The organism is Actinoplanes utahensis, assembly GCF_016862455.1.
GTDB lineage: Bacteria > Actinomycetota > Actinomycetes > Mycobacteriales > Micromonosporaceae > Actinoplanes > Actinoplanes utahensis.
Map to the genome: position 1 here is coordinate 67,760 of NZ_BOMZ01000109.1, position 25,179 is coordinate 92,938.

Consider the following 25,179-nt stretch of genomic DNA (forward strand, 5'->3'; position numbering starts at 1 on the left):
CATGACGGCCGGAGTCCACGCGCGGGGTTGTCTGTCGCGGCATCACTTGATGACGGCGCCGCGCAGGACGATGCGGCGCGGGGCGCGGACCACCCGCAGGTCGGCGCGGGGATCGGTCTCGTAGACCACCAGGTCGGCGAGGCCGCCCTCGACCAGGCCGGGGAAGCCCAGCCACTCGCGAGCCTTCCAGGAGGCGGCGGCCAGCACGTCGACGGCCGGGATCCCGGCCTCGTGCAGGTAGAGCATCTCCTCGGCGGCCAGGCCGTGCCGGATGCCGCCGCCCGCGTCGGTGCCGACGTAGATCGGCACGCCGGCCTCGTGCGCGGCGAGGACCACGGACGGGAAACGGTCGCGGAGAGCGATCATGTGGTCGGCGTAGCCGTCGAACTTGCCGCGGGCACTGTCGGCGATCTTCCCGAACGTCCGGATGTTGATCATCGTGGGGACCAGCGCGGTCCGCCGCCGGGCCATCTCGTCGATCAGGTCCAGGCTCAGCCCGGTGCCGTGCTCGACCGAGTCGACGCCCGCCCGCACCATGATCTCCACACCCTCCTCGGAGAAGGTGTGCACGGCGGCCCGGGCTCCGGCGGCGTGCGCCGCCTCGACCGCGGCGGCCATGGTGGCGGCGTCCCAGCTCGGCGCGAGATCACCGACACTGCGGTCGATCCAGTCGCCGACCAGTTTCACCCAGCCGGTCCCGGCTTTCGCCTGCGCGGTGACAGCGGCCGCGACCTCGTCGCCCGCCACCTCGACGCCGATGTCCCGCAGATAGCGCCGCGGCGCGGCGACATGCCGTCCGGCGCGGGCGAGGCGGGGCACTCCCGGTTCGTCGTCCAACTCGGGGTACGGGAAAGGGGAACCCGCGTCCCGCAGCGCCAGCACACCCGCGTCCCGGTCGATGACGGCCAGCTCACGGGCCTGACCGACGCTCTCGATCGGCTTGGCCCCGAAGGCGATCCCCAGATGGCAGTGCGCGTCGACGAGCCCCGGCAGAACGAACCCGCCGTCACTGATCGTCTCGGCATCGGCCACCGGCTCGAAGGTGACCCGATCCCCCACCAGCCACAGATCCCGGACCTCACCGTCCGGCAGAACCGTCCCACGCACATGAAACGCCATGCACAAGTCCTACCGGATGGCTCCTCACGTCGTGCGCCGAGGCCGCCCGAACCGATCACGCCGCTCGGTCAACGCCGGAAGATCCAGCGTGATCTCCCACGGCCGCGTCAGCGTCACCAGTTCGTCGGTGCGTGCACCCTGGCGATAGACGCCGCCGGAACCGAGCACAAACTCGGTCAGAGTAACTTTCTCTGCGAGCGGATCGATGACCCAGCAGTAGGGGCCTCCGGCATCGGCATAGACCTTCAGCTTGTCTTTCCCATCGGTGACCCGGGAGGGCGGGGAAACGATCTCCGCAATAAGGATCACGTGGACCACGTCGATGGGAGAGACGTTTCCGCAGTCCACATGGACCATCACGACGTCGGGCCGCCGCTCGTTCCGGGAATCGATCTAGCCTCTCAGCAAGCTGAACCATACCTACTTGCTCAGTGTCACCTGCATGTGCGCCATCCGCAGGAAGAAACGAAAACGGGGCGGCAACCTCGCGGCTGCCACCCCGTACCGAAGACATCGATCAGTTGTTGTCGTCCTTCGGCGGCTTGCTCAGCTTGTTGAAGTCGAGCTTCGGCAGCTTGAAGCCGCCCGGCAGGCCGCCGCCGCCCAGCGCGTTCGGGTCGAGGCCCGGCGGGAGCTGCGGCATGCCGCCCGGGAAACCGGCCGGCATGCCACCGCCGGGACGGCCGCCGACGCGGGGACGGTTGCCGCCCTTCGTACCCTTGCGCTTGTTCTTCTGGCTCTTGGTGGCGCTGCGCCGCGAGCCCGGCAGGCCCATCATGCCGGTCATCTGCTTCATCATCTTCTGCGCTTCGGTGAAACGGTTGAGCAGCTGGTTGACATCCATGACGGTGACGCCGGAGCCGTTCGCGATGCGCAGCCGCCGGGACCCGTTGATGATCTTCGGGTTGGTGCGCTCGCCGGGGGTCATCGAGCGGATGATCGCGGTGACCCGGTCGAAGTGGCTGTCGTCGAGCTCGTCGAGCTGGCCCTTGAGCTGGCCCATGCCGGGCATCATGCCGAGGATGTTGGCGATCGGGCCCATCTTGCGGACCGCGATCAGCTGGTCCAGGAAGTCCTCCAGCGTGAACTGCTCACCACCGAGCAGCTTGCTGGCCATCTTCTCCTTCTGATCCTCGTCGAAGGCCTGCTCGGCCTGCTCGATGAGGGTCAGCAGGTCGCCCATGTCGAGGATCCGCCCGGCCATCCGGTCGGGGTGGAAGACGTCGAAGTCCTCCAGTTTCTCACCGGTGGAGGCGAAGAGGATGGGCTGGCCGGTGACGTGCCGGACGGACAGCGCGGCGCCACCGCGGGCGTCACCGTCGAGCTTGGAGAGCACCACGCCGGTGATGCCGACGCCGTCGCGGAACGCCTCGGCGGTGCGCACCGCGTCCTGGCCGACCATGGCGTCGATGACGAAGATGACCTCGTCCGGGTCGACGGCGGCGCGGATGTCGGCGGCCTGCTGCATCATCTCGGCGTCGATGCCGAGGCGGCCGGCGGTGTCGACGATGACGATGTCCTTCGCCGTCCGCTTGGCGTGCTCGATCGAGTCGCGGGCGACCTGGACCGGGTCACCGACCCCGTTGCCGGGCTGCGGGGCGTAGACGTCGACCCCGGCCCGCTGGGCGAGCACCTGGAGCTGGTTGACCGCGTTGGGCCGCTGGAGGTCACAGGCGACCAGCAGCGGCTGGTGGCCCTGGCCCTTGAGCCAGCGGGACAGCTTGCCGGCGAGCGTCGTCTTGCCGGAACCCTGGAGGCCGGCCAGCATGATCACGGTCGGCGGCTGCTTGGCGAACTGGAGCCGCCGGCCCTCGCCGCCGAGGATCTCGATGAGCTCCTCGTTGACGATCTTGATGATCTGCTGGGCCGGGTTGAGGGCCTGGGAGACCTCGGCGCCCCGCGCCCGCTCCTTCAGTCTGGCGATGAACGCCTTGACCACTGGAAGCGCGACATCGGCCTCCAGCAGCGCGAGACGGATCTCGCGCGCGGTGGCGTCGATGTCGGCATCAGTGAGCTTCCCCTTGCCGCGGAGCTTGCCGAAGATCCCGGAGAGGCGGTCACTCAAAGTGTCAAACACGGTGCGCGCGTCCTTAAATGGCCGTTGGTCGTAAGTGCTGGCGTTGACCGCAAGCCTAGCCGTAGCGGAACGACCTCACCGGTTCCGCATGCGGTACGTCCGGGCGGCCGCCTCGATCCGCCGCTGAGTGCGGGTGCCGGGGGCGATCGAACGCTTGACCCGTGAATAGACCCAGGCCCCGCCGCCGATCGCCAGCGCGCCCACGAGCAGGTAGAAGAGGAACGGGCCGACCAGTGAGCTGACGACCCAGCCCACCACGACCACGCCCGCGATCAGTGCCACCAGGTATGCGATTGCCTTGCCCATCTCCGGCCTCCCGCCGTCGTGGTGTCGACGCCTTCCACCATGCCTCCCGCGCGCAACACCCGCATCGGCGAAAACCCCTAGGGGCCTGGAGCCACTAAAGCCGTATAACGCCCATATAGACCGCAACTTCGGTGTCGGCGGGACGTTGGACGAACCGGATGTGCGGCGAAAGGACGACGGCGTGGCCCTGCGAGAGATCCTCCGGCTGACCCCATGGTCGGTCCGGCGACGGATCTTCGCGACGGTCCGGGCGCACGTCCTGCCCCGCGTGGCCGAGGAACGGCGGCTGCCGATCGCCCGCGCGCTCCTGCCCCTCGGCTCCGGCCGGGCCCGCCGGGCGGACGGCGCGGTGCTGCGGGTACGCACCCCGGCCGGCACGGTGACCGCCCGCGTCGACGCCGGGACCACACCCGCCGAGGTCCGCCGCCGCAACCTGGACCGGGTCGTCCGCGCTCTCGACGAGGCCGGCGCCGACTGGTTCCGGGTCCCCCACGACGATCCGATGCGGACCGCCGTGGCCGTCCCCGAGACCGCCCGCGCCACCGTCCTCCCCCTGTTGCGCCGCCTGACCGCGGCCGATCACGGCGCGCTGCGAAGCCACCCGGCCGCGACCGGGCACGGCGCGCTGCGGGAACGGCGGCGGGAGGCCGGGGCGGTGTCGGTGTGCTGGCCGGTCACCGATCCGGGCGGTGATCTGGTGCTCGGGCACGACCTGGCCTGCGAGGTGGAGTTCTGGCGCGAGCAGGACGGCGCGCTGGTCGCGCCGCGCGGCAACCCGGTGGCCGCCTCGATCCCGGCCGGTGAGCCGCCGGCCGTCGCGGCGGAGCCGGTGTTCGGCCCGTTCTGCGCACCGGACGACGCCACCGCCTACCGCACCCGGGCGATCTTCGCCGCGGCCCGCCCGGACCGGATCGATTTCGACATCGACGTGGTCTGCACGGGGACCACCGACCTGCGGCACACGCTGCGCGCCCTGCACTGCCACGCGCCGTGGGTACGCCGGGTGTTCCTGGCCACCGGCGAGACGCCGGACTGGCTGGACCTGTCGCATCCGCGGCTCACCGTGGTCGCCGGCGCCACCCGGCCGCACCTGATCGCCGACCTGGCCGAACACTTCCTGCACTTCGGCGACGGCATGCTGCTGGGGCGGCCGGTCACGCCGGACCTCTTCTTCACCTCGGACGGACTGCCCCGCTTCTTCCCGCCGGCGGACACCGGGCCGGCCGGTCCACGGCCGGCGGACCGGACCGGGAACGACCGGCGGCAGATCGGCGAGGCGTTCAGCCAGGCGCTGACCCGCCGTCTGCCACGCGTGCCCCAGCCGTCGCGGCGGGGTGTGCTGACGGAGCTCGAGAGCCGGTTCCCGCAAGTCGGCGACATGGTTCTGGAGCTTTACGCGTACCTCACCGGAAAGGCCGTGATCGGGGACATCCGTCACCGGGCCGTGGACCCCGACCCGCTGGATCTCGCCCTGCTGCTGCACAGCCGCGACGCCGACGCGCTCCACCTGGACGCGAGCGGCCCGGCCACCGATTTCCTGGCGGCGTACCTGCCGTTCGTCTCCCCCTTCGAGCTGCAGCACCGGAACACCCGGGCGATCGCCGCTCCCCGCAGGCCGGGCGACCGCCCGGTCCCGCCCGATGTGGCGCTGCCGCCCGTCGCCTGACCGGCGGATTCCTCGTGAGAAGGAGACTTCCTTGAGCTACGACGTGGTCATCCTCGGACTCGGGTACGTCGGGCTGCCCCTGGCGCAACAGGCGATCCGGAGCGGCATGTCGGTCCTCGGCTTCGACATCGACGAGACGGTGGTCCGCAGCCTGGGCGAGGGCCGCTCGCACGTGGACGACCTGAGCGACGCCGACGTGGCCGCGATGCTGGCCGGCGGCTTCCAGCCGACATCCGACGAGACGCTGATCGGGCAGGCCCGGACCGCGGTGATCTGCGTGCCGACGCCGCTGTCCGAGGGCGACGGGCCGGACCTGCGCGCGGTGCTCGGCGCGACCTCGGCGATCGGCCGCAATCTGCGTCCCGGGATGCTGGTGGTGCTGGAGTCGACGACCTACCCGGGGACCACCGACGAGGAGGTGCGGCCCCGGCTGGAACAACTCTCCGGGCTGACCGCGGGCATCGACTTCCACCTGGCGTTCTCGCCGGAGCGGATCGACCCGGGCAACGAGAGGTACGGCGCGCACAACACCCCGAAGGTGGTCGGCGGGTACACGCCGGCGTGCACGGACACCGCGGAGGCCTTCTACGGCAGGTTCATCGAGACGGTGGTGCGGACCCGGTCGACCCGGGAGGCGGAGACGGCGAAACTGCTGGAGAACACGTACCGGCACGTCAACATCGCGCTGGTCAACGAGATGGCGCGGTTCTGCCACGAGCTGGACATCGACCTGTGGGACGTGATCCACGCGGCGTCCACGAAGCCGTTCGGGTTCCAGGCGTTCTACCCCGGCCCGGGCGTCGGCGGGCACTGCATCCCGATCGACCCGAACTACCTCTCGCACAACGTGCGCAGCAAACTCGGATATCCGTTCCGGTTCGTGGAGCTGGCCCAGGAGATCAACACCACGATGCCGGCGTACGTGGCCCGCCGGGCGCAGAACCTGCTCAACACCGACGGCCAGGCGGTACGCGGGGCGACCGTGCTGCTGCTCGGCATCACCTACAAGGCAGACATCGCCGATCAGCGGGAGTCGCCGGCCGCGCCGCTGGCCCGGCACCTGTCCGCGCTCGGCGCCACTGTCGCCTACCACGACCCGCATGTGACGACCTGGGACCTGGACGGGGTGCCGGTCTCCCGGACCGAGGACCTGGAGGGCGCCGCCGCCTCCGCCGACCTGGTGATCCTGGTGCAGAACCACCGCGAGTACGACGCCGATCACCTGGCCCGGATCGCGAAGCGGTTCTTCGACACCCGCGGCGCCACCACGATCCGCGAGGCGCACCGGCTCTAAGCGGCGGTGATCCGGGCGGTGAACCGGGCCGGCTCGGTGAAGCCGTCCGGGGTGTCCCCGCCGAGCGCCTCCAGGTAGGCCTGGCGGCGCACCTCGGCGGGGGTCAGCGCGCGCGTCGCGACGGTCGCCGTCACCAGGAGGTCCACCCGGGTCACCGCGCCCGCGGTGATCGTGACGGTCCGCACGAACGGCTCCGCGTCGATCTCCGGCACGGTCACCGAGGTCCGCGGTGGCCGGGCGGTGACCACCAGCTCGTGCTCGCCGGCGGGCAGCCGGTAGCACCAGGTCCGCCAGGAGAACGGCCGCGGCGTCCCGGCCACGGTCAGCTCCGGCCACGGCACCCAGGCGCCGGCCTCGCCGGTCGGGTCGAGGACCCCGTGCCCGTTGATGGTGAGCGTCCGCCGCAGCGCGCCGGTCACCACCAGGACGCCGTGGTCGCCGGCGAGACCGTCGGGCGGCGAGCCGTCACCGAGGAACCAGCCGGGCGCGTCGTCGCGACCCGCCTCGGCCGCCTCGGTGGACGCCGCGACGCGGTAGCGGTCGTCGGCGCGGCGCTTCGACCGGGCCCACACCAGGTATCCCAGCACGGGGACGGCGAGGGCGGCGAGGACGAACGGGGCGGCCCGGCCGGCGAACACCATCGCGATGAGGCCGGCGGCCATGAAACCGAAGACGACCGGGTTGGACGGCCCCGCGCCGATCCGGTGCCGCACCGGCTCCGGCGCCAGCACGCCCTCGGCGGAACCGAGGGTCGCCGGCGTCCAGAACTCCAGCCGCGCCATCTGCCCGTCGGCCACCCGGACCCGCCGCATCGAGGCGACGCCGAAGCGGTCACGGATCTCGACCAGGTGCTCGCCCGGCCCGGTGAGCACGACCATCCGGCCGAGCCCGTGCCACATCGGCCGGTCGTCGACACCGACCGCGTAGATCTTCGGCCATCGTGGCTGGTCGCCCTGGCCGGTGCGGACCCGGACCGCGATGCCGGCCGACCCGGCGGGCAGGTCCGGTGCGGGGGCGCCGTCCGGCCAGGGCAGCACCGGCGCTCCCGGATAGGCCCTCGCCGGCCTCGACTCGCCCGTGCCCAACCGTCCACCTCCCACGCCCGACGCCGTCCCACGATCGGCGTCGATCATAGAGGCGTCAGGCCAGCAGGTCCGGGAGCGTCGGTGGGCTGTCCGGGTCGACGAAGAGGACGTGGGCCGCACCGTGCTCGGCGTACAGGCGTGACAGCCGGTCGGCGAGCACCTCGTCCCACCGGCGGTCCGGGCGGTGCCGCTGCCACGTCTCCCGGTCCGGCAGGTACTCCAGGATCAGCCCGTCGCCGCGCAGCAGCGAGAACTCCGGGTGGTCGGTGAGCACCACGGCCCGGTGGTCGGGGTCGATCAGCACCCGGCGGCGGATCGTCCGGGCCAGCTCGGTCAGCCGGGGCAGGTCGAGGCCGATCGCCACGTACAGGCGGGCCGGCAGCGGGCCGCCCACCGGACCGCGGCGCGGCAGCCGGCGGCGCCGGATCCGGTTCACCAGCCGCAGCGGGTCGCGGGCCAGCAGCACCAGGCCGCGGCCCAGCCGGTAGGAACGGCTGCGGCGCAACCGGCGGACGGTGTCCCGGTGCCGGTCCCGCTCCCCGGCCAGACCGGCGCACCGGTCCCGCCAGGCGTCCCGCTCCTGCTCGACCGTACGCAACCGCACCAGCAGGGACTGGGTCCCGTCGTCGTCAGGCATGCGCCACACTCCCCTCCCACACGAGACCGGCCAGCCAGCCGGCGGCTTCCGCGGCGCCGTTGTCCAGGGCCACCTCGGCACAGCGGCGGCGCAGCGCGTCCCGTACGTCCTGGCGCACCGCCTGCCGCAGCACCTCGTCCAGATCGTCGCCGCCGGGATCCTCGACGATCAGCGCGGCGCCCGCGGCGGCCGCGAACCGGGCCCGGTTCACCTGGTCGTCCAGGGCCGCCCCCGGGTCCGGCACGAAGACCGCCGGCACCTCGAAGCCGATCAGCTCGTGGAACAGGTCGTAGCCGGACCCGCTCACCACCAGGTCGAACCCGCGCAGATAGCGGCTGATCGGGTAGTGCCGCACCTGGTTCGGGCCGGCCGGCACCACCTGGAACCCGGCGCCGCGCAGATGCCGGGCGATCCGCCCGGCCGGCGTCGAGATGTCGTCGAGGTCCCCGTCGCCGACCTGCACCAGGGCGGCCGGGCGGCCCGGCGCCAGCCCGAGAGCGGCCCGCGCCTCCTCGGCGCCGGCCAGCTCGGCCCGGTCCAGGTAGGTGATCGGCCCGACGACCCGCACCCCGTCCCGGTCGGTCACCGTCACGCCCTCGTCGGCGGCGGACGCGAACTCGCCCGGCTCCAGCACGTGCCGGAACACCCGGCGCCGGTCGAGCCACTCGTGCCCGGCGCCGCGCCGCCACATCGACCGGCGAACCCACACCCAGGTGATCCCGGGCCGGGCCTCGGCGGCGGCGACGATGCCGTCGTGCGGGACGCCGTCCACCGCCACCACGGCCGGGCGGTGCAGGTCGATCAGGTGCTCCAGGCGGCTGCGCAGCAGCTCCGACCAGGGCTCGCGGGGCAGGCCGAGCACACCGGGCGACGGGATGTACTCGGTCAGGAAGCCCTCCCGGTGGGCGACCACGGCGCCGTGCGACTGGGTGGCGACCACCACCGGGGTCCCCTCGGGCAGCCGCCGGCCGATCGCCATCAGCCGGGACAGCGAGCTCGGGCCGGCGCCGTTGTCGCTGACCAGCAGCACACCCCGGTTCGGGGCGGTACGCGATGCGGGCAGGGCGGGCGACGGCGAGGCGCCGGGACGGACACCACGGTCGGCGAGGCGGGCCAGATGGGCGGCGGGACCGTACCTGATCCCGGCGAACTCCCGCCCGCGCAGCCCGATCGCCCGATGGTGCTCCCGGTTCCCGTACAGCCGGTGGACCAGCTCCGGCACGCCCGCCGGATCGCTGTAGAACGCGGCGTCGCCGAACATCGGCCGGAACCGCTCGTCGACGATCACCGGAACGCCGGCGGCCATCGCTTCCAGGACGGCCCGGCCGGACGCGCCGGGCCGATCCGGGTCCGGGAAGTGCACGAAGAAGTCCAAGCCCGCCAGAGAACCGGCCGCCCCGGGGTCAGCGAGCACACGGACCTGGAGATCCGGCGAATCCGGGAGCGACGAGCCGGAGGGGGCGTGCCACCCGATCACCGGAACGGGGCCCCGCGGCACCGGCTCGCCCTGCCGGACCGGCCCGTCGACCACCTCGTGCCAGTCGGCCTCCGCCAGCACCCTGCCCGGGTCGGCACGCAGCAGTTCCGCCCGGACCAGCGGGCTGACCGGCGCCCACTCGATCCCCGCCCCGAACAGGCTCGCCACCCGCCGCCGGACCTCCTCGCCGGGCTCGGTGTCCAGCACCACCACCGCCCGGCCGGACCGGACCCGTGGCTCGGGGGCCGGGTCGCCGGCCAGGACCTCGGGCCTCCGCACCACCAGCAGCCGGGCCGTGACCGGCTCGCCCTCGGCGGCCAGATCGGCCGAGCCGTCCCGGATCAGCCCGGTGATCACCGGGTCGAACGGGTGATCACCGGCCAGCAACGGCGACCGCACATGCACGAGCGTGGTGCCGAGACCGGCCCGGGCCTGGGCACGGATCTCCGCGGCGACGCCGGCCGGGGCGTCGCCGGGAAGGCGGAAGTCCGAGAGGATCGCCACGTCGTGGACGGTCGCGGTCATGGTCAGCTCAACGAACCGCGTACACCCGGCGTCACGCACGCCCACCCCGGCGCGTTGATCCTTCCGACCGGAGAGGGGGGCCATGCGCAGACAGCACACGACACCGGACGCGTACGGCACGGACCTGCTGGAACGTCTCTGGCGGGATCTGTCCGCGGTGACGCCCGCCGGTCCGGCCACGGCCGCCCTGCACACCCGCTCGGCCGGGGCGCGGACCCTGCTGGCGTACGCCGCCGCCCGCCGGTCCGCCGACGAGCTGGTCGCCGCCGCCCGGGAGAGCCGGCTCTTCCCGGACGCCGACGCGTGGGCGTTCGGCGAGCTGGCCCGGGTGGTCTCGCTGCAGGACCTGTACCCCGGCGACCGGGCCGACGGCCTGGCCCTGTTCGAGTCGCTGCTGCGCACCTTCGGCCCGGCCGGGGTGGCGCCCGAACATCAGGGGCTGCACGCGCAGATCGCGTTCGCCGCCGGTGACCCGGTCCGGGTCGCGAAACTGCTCGCCGACTACCCCGAGGTGCCCGAACCGGTCCGTGCGGCGCTCGTCGTCGACCTGGCCACCAAGGACGAGTGGCCGGGCCGGTTCGCCGCGCTGCTGCCGGAGCCCGGGCTCACTCTGGACGGGACGGCGGCGACGAGCTTCGACCGGATCCGCTCCACGCCGGCGCCCCGGCACGGATCGGCGCACCGGATCACCACGATCGTCACCACCTATCAGCCCGGACCGGAACTGATCACCACGGTCCGCTCGCTCGTCGCGCAGAGCTGGACCAACCACGAGATCCTGGTCGTTGACGACGGGTCCGGGCCGTCCGCCGACGCGGTGCTGGCGCGGGCCGCCGGACTCGACCCGCGGGTCCGGATCATCCGGATCCCGTCGAACGGCGGCGCCTACCGGGCGCGCAACGCCGGGCTGGACATGGCCACCGGCACGTTCGTCACGTTCCAGAACTCCGGCGACTGGTCGCACCCGATGCGCCTGGAACGCCAGGCCGAACCGCTCCTGGCCGGCCCCGGCCCGGTCGCGACCACCTCGACCGCGATCCGGGTCACCGAGGACCTGGTGGTGACCCGGCCCGGGTTCGGCGAGTTCCGGTCGGACGACCTGTCCTCGCTGATGCTCCGCCGCTCGGCGGCCCTCGGCCGGCTCGGCTACTTCGACCCGGTACGCAAAGGCGCCGACGCCGAGTACGCCGGCCGGGCCCGCGCCGTCTTCGGGCCGAACGCCGTCCGGAGCCTCGGCGGCGAGCCGCTCGCCCTGATCCGGCTGACCGGCCGGTCCCTCGCCGGCACGGAGACCGGGCCCGGGTGGACCCATCCGGAACGGCACGCGTACCGCTCCGCCTTCCAGGCCTGGCACCGCCGCCTCGCCGCCGGGCTCGAACCGGCCCTGCGCCCGCGCTCACCGCAGAACCGCGCCTTCGCCGCGCCCCGCGGACTGGCCGGCGACGCCGACCTGCGCCGCTGCGCCTACGACGTGATCCTGGCCGGCGACTGGAGCGGCCACGGCGACACCGCCTGGCCGATCGCCGAACGCGTCCGTGCCCTGCTCCAGCCGGGCCGCTCCGTCGCGATCCTGCACCTCGACGCCCTGGCCGGCGTGGCCGCCCCGCAGCCGCCCGGCGGCCTGGACCCGACCATCCAGCAGATGATCAACGCCGGTGTGGTGGACCAGGTGGTCCTCGCCGACGCGGTGCAGGCCCGACTGGTGCTCGTGCACGGGCCGTCGGTGCTCGGTTTCGCCCCCGGCACACCATCCGCCGTCCGGGGCGCCCGCGTGGTGATCACCTCCGACCCGGCCTGGACCCCCGCCGCCGCGCACTGCGCCGCCGAGGCCCGCCGGCTCTTCGGCGTCGAACCGCTGTGGGCGCCCACCAGCCCGGCCGCCCGCGCCGAACTCGCCGCCGGCCCGTTCGGTTCCCGCCTCACCCCGGTCGACGTGCCCGGAACCGTCAACCTGCGGCAGTGGCGACTGCACCGCTCCGGCCCGCGCGCCGACCGCCCGGTGATCGGCCGGATCCACACCGGCCGCTTCGGCGAATGGCAGCGGCTCACCTCGGCGCTGGCCGCCGCCGGCAACCTCGACATCCGCGTCCTGGACCTCGGCGACCGGGCGGCCCGGCGGGCGCCGGAGGGCTGGCTCACCTACCGCGACACGGACGTGGACACCCGCGGCTTCCTGCACCAACTCGACTTCTACCTGCATCTGCCGTCCGACGAGCCGGCCGACGCCACCTGCCCGGAGGTGCTGATCGCGATGGCGGCCGGTTGCATCCCGGTCGTCGAGCACCAGCACCTGGCAGCGCTCGGACCGGCTGCCGTCCACGCCACCGCGGACGACCTGGCCGCCACCGTCGAACGCCTGCACGCCGACCCGGCGGCCCTGCTGGCCCGGAGCGAGTGCGCCCTGAACTTCGCCGAGACCCACCATCCCCACCACCGCTACGCCGCCGCGGTCACCGCTCTGCTCACACCGTGAGAAGCGGCACGTCGCACCGCGTGACAGCGGCATCGCGGGACGCGAGAGTCATCTCTTCGGTGATCGCCTGCGCGACGAGTAGCCGGTCGAACGGGTCACGGTGATGCAGAGGAAGACGACCGGCTGCCATCGCGTGCGTATGCGACACCTGCAATTCCCGGAAACCGACATTTCATATCCGCTCCGCCATGTCAGTCGGCCCGACCAATCTTCCCGTCGATTGCTTGATGGTGATTCCCGCAGATCCGGAAATCCTTGGCGATCTCGGCGTTGGTCTCCGGCGAATCCCCATCCCCCGGCAGATCACCTGACCGGCCAGGGAACCGTGACCCGTGCGATCGACCCGGCGGACCAGCGGAACCATGCGGGCGACAGGAGTGCCGGCCCGGTCGATGACGATCTCCTCACCACGCTCCACCCGTTCGATGATGAGTGGCAGATTCGGCTGCCACCCTGACGACCCGGCCGGACGGGCGGCAACGCAACGGTGACGAGGAGGCAACCGGGTGACATTCGAGTGGGGACGGGCGGCGCCGATGAGAACGGTACGCCCGGCGGCACCGCCGGGAACGACCCGAAGACCGGGCCGGAACCCCCTCCCGGCCCGTCGCGGTGCCCCCGCACCGCGACGCGCGCCCCCGCCATCCCCCATGGCGGGGGCGCGCACTGCTTTCCGGCCCGGCCGTCGCTCAGGCTTGAACGGGCACCATCGCCGTGGTTCGGGTGAACGACAGCACCGCGTGCCGGCTGCCCGGCTCGTTCTCGGGCGTCAGGTGGGACCAGGAGGCGGGGACGTCCGGGCCGGTGGCGACCACGGTGGCCCGATCCGCCAGGCGGTTCTCGATCATGTGCAGGGCCGGGTGCCGGGTGTCCTCGCCGTCCGGCGCCGGCGGCCCGTCGATCAGCACGAAGTCGATGTCGTGCAGGTCGGCGAGAGCCTCCGGGTCGTACCACGGATGGTCGTGACCGTCGATGCCGACCGGGGTGAGCGGCGCGTCGCGTACCTCCGCGGTCTTGTCCAGGCCGTGCGCCGACAGCAGCGCGCGGGTACGCCGGGCGAAGCCGGCGTCGTGGTCCAGGGTGATCAGCCGGCCTCCCGTCTTCTCCAGGGCGTAGGCGATCCACACCGAGGACACGCCGCTGCCCAGTTCCAGCACCAGGCGCGGCTTGCGCAGCCGGATCAGGTGCAGCAGGTCGAGCAGGCCGGCCGGGTCGAGGGTGTGCTCGCCCGGCGGTGGCATCGGCGCGCGCGGGGTGAAGCCCTGGAACAGCTGCACGGTCGCCTCGAACTCGGCGGGCAGCGCGGCCAGCCGGGCGGCGCTGGCCTGGCCGCCGGTGAGCTGCCGGAGCGCCGCGATCGCCTCGGCGAGTTCGAGGTGACGGTCGCCGGCGGTGAGCCGCTCCCGTTCCACGGCGGCGACCAGGCGGCGCTGCATCTCCTCGACCGTGGTGCGCAGGTCCCGCTGGGCGATGACACCGGCCCGCTGGGCTCTGGCCAGGCGGCGGAACAACAGCATCGACGTGGCCAGGCTGATGCACCCGAGCACGGCGAGCAGGGCGACGGCGATCCCGGTGTGCCCGGTGAGCGCGGTCGCCGCGGCGGCGGCGCAGAGGACGCCGGCGACCGACATCACCGCGGTCTGCGGGCCGCTCAGGCGCGGCAGCCGGCGGTGGATTCGGCTGATTGTGCTCATCGGAACTCCCTTAGTACGACTCCCCGGAGGTAACGGGGTTGATCCCGGCGCCGTTACGCGCCCGCTGGGCCGGCGCCGGTGCGCCGGAGCAGAGCAGACGGGCGGCGAAGTCCTCCGGACGGTGATCACGGGCGATGGCGGCGCGAGCCCGGGCGCTCTGTACGGCGTACCGCGCCGGGTCCTGATGAAAGGCCCGCACCAGATCCGGGACCTGGTCGGCGGGGCACGGCACCGCGATGTCGCCGAACGCCTCGGCGAGACGCTCCGGGACGAGCACGACGCAGCCGGTCGCGGCCGCCTCCAGAGCCGGCCGGGACATCGTCTCGGCCGCCTGTTCCGGCGGGTAGTGCAGGTAGAAGTCGATCTGCGCGGCGAACGTGCGCGGGTCCACGTCGGCGGGTTCGTAGACCAGCCAGGACGCGGGCAGACCGGACGGGCGCAACGGGCTCTCCGGCAGGCGCACCCGTACGTCCGCGGTCGGGCACCGGCGCAGCACCGCGAGCACCTCGGCGAGGTCGCCGGGCCATTCCCCGGCGTCGCACAGGTCGGCGCCGACCACGGCCGGGCCGCGGGGATCCGGCAGGGGCCGGGCCACGTCGACGGATTCGGCGACCACCGGAAGGGTGAACGCGTCGGTGAGGATGTCGCGGACGGCCGCGTCCTGGGCGTACCAGACCGGCGGTGTTCCGAAGAGCCTGGTGGCCGCCTGGGTCACCGCGGTCTCGGTGTAGCGCCGGTCGCTGCCGTCGCGGCGGGACGGCGCCCGGTCGGCGACGACCACGACCCGGCGCGGGCGGATCCGGCAGCCGTCCTCGGCGGCGAACTGGAGCACCTCCGGCTGCCGGACCAGAACCACCCCGGCGTCGACCGGGTCGGTCTCCAGCACCTGATCCAGCCGACCGGTGTTGATCAGCCGCTGGATGCCGGCGCTGAGCGGCCGCCGCTGCCGGTGCACCGACCGCAGCGACTCCAGGTGCAGGATCGCCACGGTGTGCCCGGCGTCGCGCAACGCCCGGATCTCCGCGAGCGCCGACCGCTGGGCGCCGGTCAGGAACCGCCAGTCCGCGGCGACCACCACGTCACAGCGCCGGACCGGGGCCGGGAACGGCTGGTCCGCCCGGGCCCGGTGCAGCGGCCGGGCGGTGGCGTGCCAGCACCGGTACGCCGACTGGTACGCCGCCCGCGCCGGATGCATCCCATGGGCCCGGCTCTCCGAACGGGTCAGGGCCAGCGCCTGGTCGAGCCGGACCACCGAGCCGGGCCCGAACGCGGTCTCGATCCGTTCCAGGTATTCCGCGCCGACGCCGGTGCCGACCTCGTCGAAGGCGAGAGCGTCGGCACCGGTGGGCACCTCGTCGAACGCGAGAGCGTCGGCACCGGTGGGCACCTCGTCGAACCAGCCGATCCGCCGGGTCACCGCCTCCCGCCGGAACAGCAGCGACGGCACGGCGGCCCGGCGGCGGACACCCGGCCGGGTCAGCACGAGCCGCTCGGTGACGGTGAGCCGTTCCGCGGTGGAGGCCACCGCCGCGCCGGTGAGCAGCGGGCGCACCTGGAGTTCGATGCGACGCGGATGGGACCAGTCGCCGGGGTCCTGGAAGGTGACGAAATCACCGCGGGCCGCCGCCAGCCCGGCGTTACGGGCGTCGCCGCGGGGCAGCCGGATCAGCCGGACCCGCGGGTCCAGGTCCTCGGCGGCGGCCAGGACCGCGTCATGTTCCGGCGGCGACCCGCCGTCCACCACGATGATCTCCAGGTCCGGCCAGGACTGGGCGGCCACCGAACGGACCGCGGTCAGCAGCTCCTCCCCCGGCCGGCACACCGGCACCACCACCGACACCCGCTCGCCCGCCGTCTCCGCCGGATGCCCGGCGGAGCCGGTGAGCCGGTCGAACGGCGTCCGTTCCGGGGCGGCGACGAGGGCCGGGGCGGGCGCCGGGAAGAGCGCGCCGAACCGGGCCAGCCAGGTCTCCTCCTCGCCCTGCCCGCCCGCGTGCGGATTGGCCAGGTCGGTCTCGATCGCCTCCCGGGCGGCGGCCGGGATCCGCCGGTACGCCCCGAGCAGTTGCCGGGCGTTCCCCGGTCCCTGCCAGGCGTACACCAACTGGACGTGCAGGGCCTGATGCGCGGCGGGCAGCGCCCGGGCGCCACGACCGGTACGGATCAGCGCGTACAGGGCGAGCGCGTCGTCCCGGTCGGTCGGCAGCTCGTCCTGCCCCGCGATGGTCTGCGCGAGCGCCGCCAGCAGCCGCGGGTCGACCGGGCGGCGGATCCGGCGGGTGTCCCCGGCGCGGGCCGCGTCGAGGGCGTCCTCCAGGGTGATCCCGGCGGCCCGGGCCAGGACCCGCCGGGCGGCGATCGAGCGGTTGCGCAGCGCGGTGTGCGGCAGCGACACCTCCGCGCCGGGACCGGCCAGCCTGACGTGGTCGTCCAGCAACTCGACCGGCTGCGCCTCGACCATCGGCTCTCCGTCCGTACCCGGCATGCTTCCTCTTGGAGGATCAACGCGGGCCGGGCAAGCCGGTGACGTGCTGATTTCGGGCGCGGCCGGCAACAGAGGTCGGCCGGCGACAGAGGGCGCGGCCGGCAACAGAGGGCGCGGCCGGCAACAGAGAGCGCGGACAGCGGCCGGCCCCGGCGCACGGATTCAGACGGCGGCGAGCACCGCCGCCTGCACCCGATCCCGTTCCTCGGCCGAGGACCAGGCGCCGACCAGGTAGAACGCGTCGACCACGTCGCTGCCGAGGGTGGAGATGCGGGCCGCGCGGATCTCCGCGCCGGCTTCGTCGAGCGCGTGGGTCACCCGGTACAGCAGGCCGGGCGAGTCGGCCGCGCGCAGTTCCAGCACCACCGCGTCGGTGGCCACGTCGCGCTGCCACACCACCCGCGGCGAGGCGGTGCCGCCGCGGGCGCTCATCGCCCGGGCGCGGACCCGCTGGGTCACCGAGACGTCGCCGGCGCCGACCCGGCGCAGGTCGGCGGTGAGGGCGACCGGATCGTACGGCGACCCGTACCGCGGCGAGGTGTAGAACTCGACGATCGCCCGCCCGTCCACCGTGATGGTGTTGGCCGCCACCACGTCGAGCCGGTGCATCGCCAGGCAGGCCGCCACGCCGGCGAGCAGGCCCCGCCGGTCGGCTGCCGCCACCGCCACCCGGTCGCCGTCCAGGTGCACCACCGGCAGGTCGCCGTCGAGCAGTTCCGGGTCGGGTTCCGGTGGCTGGGGCAGCGCCCCGGTGTCCAGCGCGGTGTGCACCTTGGCGACGAGTTCGGCGAGCAGCCGGCCCTTCCAGTCGGACCAGGCGGCCGGTCCGGTGGCCCGGGAGTCGGCACGGGCCAGGGCGTGCAGCAGGTCCAGGGTGGCCGGGTCGCCGACCGCCTCGGCGACCGCGGAGATCGTCTTCGGGTCGCTGAGGTCCCGCCGGGCCGCCACGTCCGGCAGCAGCAGGTGCAGGCGGACCATCTTCTCGATGGTGGCCACGTCGGCGGGCGGCAGGCCGAGCCGGGTGGCGATGTCGGCGGCGATCGGGGCGCCGACGATGCTGTGGTCGCCGGGCAGGCCCTTGCCGACGTCGTGCAGGAACGCGCCGATCAGCAGCAGGTCGGGGCGGTCCACTTCCCGGGTGTGGGTGGTGGCCTCGTACGCGGTCTGCACCAGATGCCGGTCCAGGGTGTACCGGTGGATCGGGTGGTGCTGCGGCAGGCCGCGCATCCGGGCCCACTCGGGCAGCCACGCGTCGATCAGGCCGTACCTGTCGCAGGTCTCCCAGGCCGGGAGCAGGCCGGGACCGGAACCGAGCAGCGACACGAGCGCGGCGCGGGCGGCCGGCGGCCAGGGGGTGGGCAGCGGCGGGCAGAAGGCGGCGAGCCATTCGCTGGTGGCACGGGCGATCGGCAGTTGCACGACGGCGGCCGCGGCGGCCACCCGCAGCGACAGGCTGGGGTCGGGCACCGGGCCGATCGCGGTGCGGGCCAGCACCAGTTCGCCGTCCTGTTCGACGACGTCCCGGGCGACCGGGCGGCGTGACGACGGCAGGCCGGGTGGTCCGCCGCGGCGGCGCCCGCCGCGCAGCCGGTCGATGGCGCGCCAGGCGTCGTCGACGGCGTGGGCGACGGTACGGGCGTCGCCGGACACCCGTCGCAGCAGGTTGTCCGGGTCGTCGATGTCGAGCAGGTCGGCGACCGCCTTGCGCTCCTGCGCGACGAGCCGGTCCACCCGCCGCCCGACCGCCAGGTGCAGGGCGTCGCGGGTGTCGAGGAGGCGCAGGTAGGCGGCCCGGACCGCGGGCCGCATGTCGGCGATCCCGGCCCGGCCGACGCCACGCAGCAGGGTGACGTCGCGCAGCCCGCCGGACGCCTCCTTGAGGTCGCCTTCGAGCAGGAAGGCCAGTTCGCCGTGCCGGGTCCAGCGGGCGGCGGTGAGTTCGCGCAGCTGGGGCATCAGCCGGACGGCGGTGCGCCGCCACAGGTCGGAGGTGGCGGCGATGAGCTCGGCGGAGAGGGTGGCGTCGCCGGCCACGTGCCGGGCGTCGAGGAGGCCGAGGGCGACCTTCACGTCGTCGTGGGCGACGGAGAGGGCTTCGGGCAGGGTACGCACCGAGTGGTCCAGTCCGAGCCGGGCGTCCCAGATCGGGTACCACAGGGCGGAGGCGATCCGGTCGATCCCGGCGGTGCCGTTGTGCACCAGCACCAGGTCGAGGTCGCTGTAGGGGGCGCAGTCGCGCCGGCCGAGCCCGCCGACCGCGATCAGGCTGACCCCGGGCAGGTGGGACGGGAAGAGTCTGCGGAGCCAGGCATCGAGCGCCGCCGCCCGCTCGTCGCGGGCGGCGGCGCCGATGTGATCCTTCAGTTCGTCGAGCGAGCCACCGGCGGCCGGGCGTGCCGGAGGGGCCGGCGGCTCACTCAACGGGTTCGTCATGGGCTTACAGGGCGTCGAGGCCGCGTTCGCCGGTCCGGACCCGGACGACCTCGTCGATCGAGGCCACCCAGACCTTCCCGTCGCCGATCTTGCCGGTCCGCGAGGCGGTGACGATGGCGTCGACGATCTTCTCGACGTCGATCTCGTCGGTCAGCACCTCGACCTTGATCTTCGGCAGGAACTCGACGGTGTACTCGGCACCCCGGTACACCTCGGTGTGTCCCTTCTGGCGGCCGTAACCCTGCACCTCGCTCACGGTGAGCCCGGCGACGCCCAGGGCGTGCAGAGCCTCCTTCACCGCGTCGAGCTGGTACGGCTTGATGACCGCGGTCACCAGCTTCATGCTCAGTCCTTCCAAAGGAGCAGTCATCGGAGGAATCTAGCCGGAGACCTTCTGGCTGACGGAAGCCTTGCCGTCAGCGTCCACGGTCTCCTTGTTGCCGATACCGGCCAGGGCGAACGCGCCGCCCCCGCCGGCGCCCGCGGCCGGGGTGAAGTCGTAGCCGCTCTCGCCGTGGGCGGTGATGTCGATGCCGCCGACCTCGGACTCCTCGCTGACCCGGCCGAGCTTGACGGCCTTCAGGATCAGGGCGATGACCGCGGCGATCACGAACGAGTAGATGGTCACGACGCCGCTGCCCAGGAACTGACGGAGCAGCTGCTCGGCGCCGCCGCCGTAGAAGAGGCCGTTGCTGGCGCCGAGAACCTTCTCGTCGGTGATGGCGGCGTTGACCGTGTCGGTCGCGAAGAAGCCGATCGCCAGGGAGCCGATCCAGCCGCCGACGAAGTGGACGCCGACCACGTCGAGCGAGTCGTCGTAGCCGAACTTGTACTTCAGGCCGACCGCGAGGGCACAGACCACACCGGCGACGAGGCCGAGGATGGTGGCCGGGACCGGGGCGATGAAGCCACAGGCCGGGGTGATGGCGACCAGGCCGGCGACGGCGCCGGAGGAGGCGCCGACCAGGGTGGGCTTGCGGTCGCGGATCCACTCGACCGCGACCCAGCCGACGAGCGCGGCGGCGGTGGCGACCTGGGTGTTGATGAAGGCGATGACGGCGGTGCCGTCGACGGTCAGCTCGGAGCCGGCGTTGAAGCCGAACCAGCCGAACCACAGCAGGCCGGCGCCGAGGGCGACGAACGGCACGTTGTGCGGCCGCATGTTCTCCCTCGGCCAGCCGATGCGCTTGCCGAGGACCAGGACCAGCGCGAGGGCCGCGGCGCCGGCGTTGATGTGGACCGCGGTGCCACCGGCGAAGTCCAGCGCCTTGATCTGGGCGCCGATGAAGCCGCCGCCCCAGACCCAGTGCGCGACCGGGACGTAGACCAGGGTGAACCAGCCGAGGGCGAAGAGCACCCAGCCGCCGAACTTGAAGCGGTCCGAGACCGCGCCGCTGATCAGGGCGACGGTGATGATGGCGAACATCATCTGGAAGGCGAGGAAGGCGTACGTCGGGATGCCGGTGTTGGCCCCGAAGAACAGCCACTCCTCGGTGATCTTCGCGACCGGGGTGCCCAGGTAGTCGAAGTTGCCGATGAACTTGTTCGTGCCCGGGCTGCTGTTGACGCCGAAGGCGAGGGAGAAGCCGTAGAGGATCCAGAGAACGCTGACGAGCCCCATCGCGGAGAAGCTCATCATCATCATGTTGAGAACGCCCTTGGACCGGTTGAGGCCACCGTAGAACAGCGCCAGACCCGGTGTCATGAGCAAAACGAGCGCAGACGACAGGAGCAACCAAGCGGTATTGCCGGTGTTGATCTCCACGCTGCCTCCTCTCGGAATAAGGTGTCCACTCACACCGGACCTGGGGCAACGCCGCCTGTCGGCCGGTTCGGCGCGAAGCTTTCCGGCCCGCTGTTTCGAGCACGGTCTTCACGCGATTTCCGAGACGTCACGCGTTGTTTCCGACGTGTGAAGAAAACCTCACAGTGCGCGAGGGTAGCGGCTCTGAGCTGCCACGATATCGCCGCATTCGCCCCGATCGCAGCGCTTCCGGGCAGCTTCAGCGAAGCGCGTACTCCAGGGTGTGGCGCTCGTAGTCGAGGAGCCGGAGGTCGCGCATGGGGCGGCGCAGGTGGCCCTTGTGCACGATCCGGACGAAGGCCGGATCACCGACCGCGGCCATCCGCCGGATGCCCTCGACGTGGTCGACGATCCGTTTCCGTATGGTCCGCACGAGACGGTGCCGGTCCCGGGGGATCAGGCCGTAGGCGTCGGCGAACAGCCGCAGCCGGCGCGGCCGGTTCGGCCGTTTCCACCCGAGCGTGTACGAATCCCGGTCGCTGAACAGCGGCACCCAGGTCCACGCCGCGTACGCCACGTCGTAGAGCCGTGAGCCCGGCGAAGCCAGATCGAAATCGATCAGGGCGAGGGTGCCGTCCGGCCGCCAGACCACGTTGTGCGGGGCGGCGTCGTGGTGGCAGATCACCTCGGTGTCCGGCGGCGGCGGGCCGAGGGCGCGCCAGACCGCCCCGGGCGGGGGGACGAAACCGTACTGCGCGTCGTGGAACATCCGCAGCATGGTCGCGACGGTGACCAGCGCCTCCTCGGTCACCCAGTGCGGGGCGAGCGGGTACTCCCCGCACTCGCCGTCCAGGTAGGAGAGGACCTCGCGGCCTTTCTCGTCCATCCCGAAGGCGTGCGGCGAACCGGTGAACCCGACCCGCTCGAGGTGGTTGAGCAGGGCGTGCACGGCCGGCGTCCACGGCCCCGCGTTACGCCGGACCGTGTCGCCGATCCGGGAGACCGTATTGACGTTGCCACCGTGCAGCGGAATCTCGCGCACCGGCTCATGCGTCACTCACGGCCTCCCCATCACCCGACGCCCATCCCACCGCCTCGCCCACCGCCCACGAGCCGGACGGTGCGACCTGACTCTGGTGAGACTACGCGTCCCCACCAACGAGAGCCTCGACGAAGGCCCGCGGCTCGAACGGGGCCAGATCGTCCGGCCCCTCGCCGAGACCGACGAGCTTGACCGGGATGCCGAGCTTGCGCTGCACCGCGATGACGATGCCCCCCTTCGCCGTGCCGTCCAGCTTGGTCAGCACCACACCGGTGACGTCCACCACGTCGGTGAAGACCCGGGCCTGCTCCAGACCGTTCTGCCCGGTGGTGGCGTCCAGCACGAGCAGGGTCTCGTCGACCGCCCCGTGCTTCTCCACCACCCGCTTGACCTTGCCCAGCTCGTCCATCAGGCCGACTTTGTTCTGCAGGCGGCCCGCGGTGTCGATCAGCACGGTGTCCACGCCCGTCTCGATACCCCGCTTGACCGCGTCGAACGCCACGCTGGCCGGGTCTCCCCCTTCCGGGCCACGGACGGTCTCGGCGCCGACCCGCTCGCCCCAGGTCTGGATCTGGTCGGCCGCGGCGGCCCGGAACGTGTCGGCGGCGCCGAACAGCACGCTGCCACCGTCACCGATCAGCACCCGGCCGATCTTGCCGCAGGTGGTGGTCTTGCCCGCGCCGTTGACACCGACGACCAGGACCACGGCCGGGCGCCCGTCGTGCGGGGCGGTCCTCAGGCTGCGGTCCAGATCCGGCTCCAGCGCCGCGACGAGCTCGTCGACGAGCTGCTCCCGGACCTCGGTGACGGTCTTGGTGCCGAGGACCCGGACCCGCTCCTTCAGCCGCTCGACGATCACCTGGGTGGCCTCGATCCCGACGTCCGCCGTGATCAGGCTCTCCTCGATCTCCTCCCAGTCCTCCTCTTCCAGGTGATCCCGGGAGAGGACGCTGAGCAGGCCGCGGCCGAGCGCGCTCTGCGAGCGGGCCAGCCGGGCACGCAGCCGGACCAGGCGGCCGGCGGACGGCTCGGGCCTCTCGACGACCGGTTCCTCGACCACCACCGGCGCCTCGGTGACCGGCGTCGGCACGATGAGCGGGGGAATCTCCTCATCGACCGGCGGCACCGTGGGCACGGCGGGCGGCCGCTCCAGGGTGGTGGTCGAGCCCGAGGTGGGCGGCGGCGGGAGGTCCCGGCGGCGCATCTTCGGCACCACCAGGCCGACCGCGCCCACGACCAGGACGACGAGCAGGATCACTGCGGCGACCACGTATTCCATGCCCGAATCCTGACAGATGAGCCGTCCGGCCGTGGCGGAGGTAGCGCACTGGCGATTCCGTACCGAATTGGCGGAGGATGGGACGCCCCTTGAAACAGCGCGGAGGATCCCCCATGCGGCACAACCCCGGCGGCGTCCGGTGACCGCTCACCTGCTCATCGGACCGGTGCTGCGCCGCGTCGACGGCGACCGGGCCACCCTGTGGCTGGAGACCAGCGAGGCGACGCAGGCGCGGGTCGAGGTGGACGGTGCCGGTTCCGGTTCGACCCACACCTTTTCGGCGTACGGCCACCACTACGCGATCGTCACGGTCGACGGCCTCGCTCCCGGTTCGGCGAACCCGTACCGGCTGTTCCTCGACGACCGGCAGGTCTGGCCCGAGGAGGACTCGGAGTACCCGCCCCCGGTCATCCGGACCCGGGCCGCCGACGACCACGACCAACCGGTGAACCTGCTCTTCGGCTCCTGCCGCAAGGGCACGCCGGAGGCCAGTGGCCGCTGGCTGCCGCCGGACGCCCTGGACGCGTACGCACGGCGCCTGATGGCCGACCCGCAGGCCCGCCCCGATCTGCTGATGCTCCTCGGTGACCAGGTCTACGCCGACGAGACCTCGGCCCGGATCCGGCGGTTCCTGAAACGCCGCCGCCGCAACGGTCACGACGGCCCGGAGACCCAGGTCGTCTCGTTCGACGAGTACACGAAGCTGTACCTGGAGTCGTGGCGGGACCCGGAGGTGCGCTGGCTCTTCTCCACCGTGCCGAGCGTGATGATCTTCGACGATCACGAGCTGATCGACGACTGGAACACCTCGGCGTCCTGGCGTGCCGACATGGCCAGGGAGCCGTGGTGGCGGGAGCGGATCGCCAGCGGCCTCGCCTCGTACTGGATCTATCAGCATCTGGGCAACCTGAGCCCGGACGAGCTGGCCGCCGACCCGCTCTTCCAGAAGGTGAAGACGGTCGACGACGCCACCGAGCTGATGCGCGACTTCGGCCGTTCGGTCGACGAGCCGGAGTCGGCGGAGAACACCGACGTCCCGTACCAGTGGAGTTTCTCCCTCGACCTGGGCCGCACCCGCCTGGTCGTGCTGGACAACCGCTGCAACCGGGTCCTCACCCCCGGCGCCCGGGCGATGCTGCCGGCCGCCGAGTGGAACTGGTTCCTCGACCGCGCCCACGGCGACTACGACCATCTCGTCGTCGGGTCGTCGCTGCCGTGGCTGATGCCGCCGGCCATCCACTACCTGGAGGCGTGGAACGAGCGGATCGCCGAGTCGCCGCGGGCCCGCACCGCGGCGTTCGGGGAGCGGCTGCGGCGGGCCTTCGACCTGGAGCACTGGGCGTCGTTCGGCAAGTCGTTCGCAGCGCTCGGCGAGCTGTTCCGGCGGCTCGGCGAGGGCGCTCAGCGCACCGGCGACCAGCGAGTCGGCGCCGGCCAGGCGTACCCGGCGCCCGCCTCGATCAGCGTGCTCTCCGGTGACGTGCATCACTCGTACGTCGCCCGGGCCGATTTCGGGCCGGCCGTGACCACCCCGGTGTACCAGCTGACCTGCTCACCGATCCACAACGAGGTGCCGCTGCCGCTGCGCCCGCTGATGCGGGTCGCCTGGTGGCCCGGTGTGGTGCAGGCGGTCCGCGGACTGGCCCGGACCGCCCACGTGCACAAGCCCGCGCTGCGCTGGAAGAAGCTGGCCGGGCCGTACTTCGGCAACGCGGTCAGCACCCTCGAGCTGAGCGGCCGGGTCGCCAGCGCCCGCATCGAGGGCACCACCAAGGAGGGCGAGCTGTTCGACGTGGCTGCCGTCAGCTACCACGCCTGAGGTTCAGCGTGCCGGGTCCGGGCG

General features: G+C 72.9%; 18 protein-coding genes and 2 pseudogenes. 4 read left to right on the forward strand and 16 right to left on the reverse strand.

Annotated features, from left to right (window positions below; genetic code table 11):
* Nucleotides 1–42: 42 nt before the first annotated feature.
* The 4 genes from Aut01nite_RS38880 to Aut01nite_RS38895 all read right to left on the reverse strand — a co-directional run bounded on the left by Aut01nite_RS38880 (nt 43) and on the right by Aut01nite_RS38895 (nt 3,502).
* Nucleotides 43–1,119, reverse strand: a complete 1,077-nt coding sequence (locus Aut01nite_RS38880) for an amidohydrolase family protein (RefSeq protein ID WP_043532672.1) — start codon at nt 1,117–1,119, stop codon at nt 43–45.
* A gap of 24 nt (nt 1,120–1,143) precedes the next feature.
* The gene (locus tag Aut01nite_RS38885) at nt 1,144–1,512 is read right to left on the reverse strand and encodes a Uma2 family endonuclease (protein ID WP_268871748.1); all 369 of its coding nucleotides are present in this window, start codon (nt 1,510–1,512) and stop codon (nt 1,144–1,146) included.
* Between the two features lie 124 nt (nt 1,513–1,636).
* Nucleotides 1,637–3,196 (reverse strand): signal recognition particle protein, encoded by a 1,560-nt coding sequence (gene ffh / locus Aut01nite_RS38890; RefSeq protein ID WP_043532674.1) that lies wholly within the window; start codon nt 3,194–3,196, stop codon nt 1,637–1,639.
* A 75-nt stretch (nt 3,197–3,271) separates the two neighbouring features.
* Nucleotides 3,272–3,502: a hypothetical protein gene (locus Aut01nite_RS38895; protein ID WP_043532676.1), complete on the reverse strand. Its 231-nt coding sequence runs from the start codon at nt 3,500–3,502 to the stop codon at nt 3,272–3,274.
* A gap of 181 nt (nt 3,503–3,683) precedes the next feature.
* On the opposite strand from Aut01nite_RS38895, the gene Aut01nite_RS38900 reads away from it, so the two are divergent.
* Nucleotides 3,684–5,168 (forward strand): hypothetical protein, encoded by a 1,485-nt coding sequence (locus tag Aut01nite_RS38900; protein WP_043532740.1) that lies wholly within the window; start codon nt 3,684–3,686, stop codon nt 5,166–5,168.
* A gap of 31 nt (nt 5,169–5,199) precedes the next feature.
* The gene (locus Aut01nite_RS38905) at nt 5,200–6,462 is read left to right on the forward strand and encodes a nucleotide sugar dehydrogenase (protein ID WP_043532678.1); all 1,263 of its coding nucleotides are present in this window, start codon (nt 5,200–5,202) and stop codon (nt 6,460–6,462) included.
* On the opposite strand, the gene Aut01nite_RS38910 is transcribed toward Aut01nite_RS38905, so the two are convergent.
* The 3 genes from Aut01nite_RS38910 to Aut01nite_RS38920 all read right to left on the reverse strand — a co-directional run bounded on the left by Aut01nite_RS38910 (nt 6,459) and on the right by Aut01nite_RS38920 (nt 10,186).
* The gene (locus tag Aut01nite_RS38910) at nt 6,459–7,499 is read right to left on the reverse strand and encodes a hypothetical protein (protein WP_043532680.1); all 1,041 of its coding nucleotides are present in this window, start codon (nt 7,497–7,499) and stop codon (nt 6,459–6,461) included. The two genes, Aut01nite_RS38905 and Aut01nite_RS38910, sit on opposite strands and share 4 nt — an antisense overlap.
* Before the next feature lie 103 nt (nt 7,500–7,602).
* Nucleotides 7,603–8,184 carry a hypothetical protein gene (locus Aut01nite_RS38915; protein ID WP_043532682.1) on the reverse strand — a complete coding sequence of 194 codons (582 nt, stop codon included), beginning with the start codon at nt 8,182–8,184 and terminating at the stop codon, nt 7,603–7,605.
* A complete protein-coding gene (locus Aut01nite_RS38920; protein ID WP_043532742.1) occupies nt 8,177–10,186 on the reverse strand; it encodes a glycosyltransferase in 2,010 nt (669 codons plus the stop codon). Before Aut01nite_RS38920 ends, Aut01nite_RS38915 begins: the two co-directional genes overlap by 8 nt.
* Before the next feature lie 82 nt (nt 10,187–10,268).
* On the opposite strand from Aut01nite_RS38920, the gene Aut01nite_RS38925 reads away from it, so the two are divergent.
* Nucleotides 10,269–12,659 (forward strand): glycosyltransferase family 2 protein, encoded by a 2,391-nt coding sequence (locus Aut01nite_RS38925; protein WP_043532684.1) that lies wholly within the window; start codon nt 10,269–10,271, stop codon nt 12,657–12,659.
* Here the strand turns inward: Aut01nite_RS38925 and Aut01nite_RS44670 are convergent.
* The 9 genes and pseudogenes from Aut01nite_RS44670 to ftsY form a co-directional block, all read right to left on the reverse strand.
* Nucleotides 12,649–12,894 (reverse strand): annotated as a pseudogene (locus Aut01nite_RS44670) (type II toxin-antitoxin system VapC family toxin); the annotation flags it as partial. The gene Aut01nite_RS38925 and the pseudogene Aut01nite_RS44670 overlap by 11 nt on opposite strands.
* Nucleotides 12,851–13,161: pseudogene (locus Aut01nite_RS44030) on the reverse strand (type II toxin-antitoxin system Phd/YefM family antitoxin). The pseudogenes Aut01nite_RS44670 and Aut01nite_RS44030, both read right to left, overlap by 44 nt.
* 187 nt (nt 13,162–13,348) lie before the next feature.
* Nucleotides 13,349–14,353: a class I SAM-dependent methyltransferase gene (locus Aut01nite_RS38930; protein ID WP_043532686.1), complete on the reverse strand. Its 1,005-nt coding sequence runs from the start codon at nt 14,351–14,353 to the stop codon at nt 13,349–13,351.
* A gap of 10 nt (nt 14,354–14,363) precedes the next feature.
* Complete coding sequence (locus Aut01nite_RS38935; protein WP_063958885.1) at nt 14,364–16,814, reverse strand: glycosyltransferase family 2 protein; 2,451 nt, start codon at nt 16,812–16,814, stop codon at nt 14,364–14,366.
* A 186-nt stretch (nt 16,815–17,000) separates the two neighbouring features.
* A complete protein-coding gene (locus Aut01nite_RS38940; protein ID WP_043532688.1) occupies nt 17,001–19,271 on the reverse strand; it encodes a [protein-PII] uridylyltransferase in 2,271 nt (756 codons plus the stop codon).
* A 4-nt stretch (nt 19,272–19,275) separates the two neighbouring features.
* A complete protein-coding gene (locus Aut01nite_RS38945; RefSeq protein WP_043532690.1) occupies nt 19,276–19,614 on the reverse strand; it encodes a P-II family nitrogen regulator in 339 nt (112 codons plus the stop codon).
* A gap of 36 nt (nt 19,615–19,650) precedes the next feature.
* The gene (locus Aut01nite_RS38950; RefSeq protein ID WP_043532692.1) at nt 19,651–21,036 is read right to left on the reverse strand and encodes an ammonium transporter; all 1,386 of its coding nucleotides are present in this window, start codon (nt 21,034–21,036) and stop codon (nt 19,651–19,653) included.
* A gap of 238 nt (nt 21,037–21,274) precedes the next feature.
* Nucleotides 21,275–22,072 carry an aminoglycoside phosphotransferase family protein gene (locus tag Aut01nite_RS38955; protein ID WP_043532694.1) on the reverse strand — a complete coding sequence of 266 codons (798 nt, stop codon included), beginning with the start codon at nt 22,070–22,072 and terminating at the stop codon, nt 21,275–21,277.
* An 85-nt stretch (nt 22,073–22,157) separates the two neighbouring features.
* A complete protein-coding gene (gene ftsY / locus Aut01nite_RS38960; protein WP_043532696.1) occupies nt 22,158–23,336 on the reverse strand; it encodes a signal recognition particle-docking protein FtsY in 1,179 nt (392 codons plus the stop codon).
* Between the two features lie 139 nt (nt 23,337–23,475).
* On the opposite strand from ftsY, the gene Aut01nite_RS38965 reads away from it, so the two are divergent.
* Nucleotides 23,476–25,155, forward strand: a complete 1,680-nt coding sequence (locus tag Aut01nite_RS38965; protein WP_043532698.1) for an alkaline phosphatase D family protein — start codon at nt 23,476–23,478, stop codon at nt 25,153–25,155.
* Nucleotides 25,156–25,179: the final 24 nt, after the last annotated feature.

Bases quoted from the DNA above. Each gene is read 5' to 3' on its own strand.
- Aut01nite_RS38880 (WP_043532672.1), bottom strand. From the start codon at position 1,119: ATGGCGTTTCATGTGCGTGGGACGGTTCTGCCGGACGGTGAGGTCCGG.
- Aut01nite_RS38895 (WP_043532676.1), bottom strand. From the start codon at position 3,502: ATGGGCAAGGCAATCGCATACCTGGTGGCACTGATCGCGGGCGTGGTC.
- Aut01nite_RS38915 (WP_043532682.1), bottom strand. From the start codon at position 8,184: ATGCCTGACGACGACGGGACCCAGTCCCTGCTGGTGCGGTTGCGTACG.
- Aut01nite_RS38920 (WP_043532742.1), bottom strand. From the start codon at position 10,186: ATGACCGCGACCGTCCACGACGTGGCGATCCTCTCGGACTTCCGCCTT.
- Aut01nite_RS38925 (WP_043532684.1), top strand. From the start codon at position 10,269: ATGCGCAGACAGCACACGACACCGGACGCGTACGGCACGGACCTGCTG.
- Aut01nite_RS38930 (WP_043532686.1), bottom strand. From the start codon at position 14,353: ATGAGCACAATCAGCCGAATCCACCGCCGGCTGCCGCGCCTGAGCGGC.
- Aut01nite_RS38935 (WP_063958885.1), bottom strand. From the start codon at position 16,814: ATGGTCGAGGCGCAGCCGGTCGAGTTGCTGGACGACCACGTCAGGCTG.
- Aut01nite_RS38940 (WP_043532688.1), bottom strand. From the start codon at position 19,271: ATGACGAACCCGTTGAGTGAGCCGCCGGCCCCTCCGGCACGCCCGGCC.
- Aut01nite_RS38945 (WP_043532690.1), bottom strand. From the start codon at position 19,614: ATGAAGCTGGTGACCGCGGTCATCAAGCCGTACCAGCTCGACGCGGTG.
- ftsY (WP_043532696.1), bottom strand. From the start codon at position 23,336: ATGGAATACGTGGTCGCCGCAGTGATCCTGCTCGTCGTCCTGGTCGTG.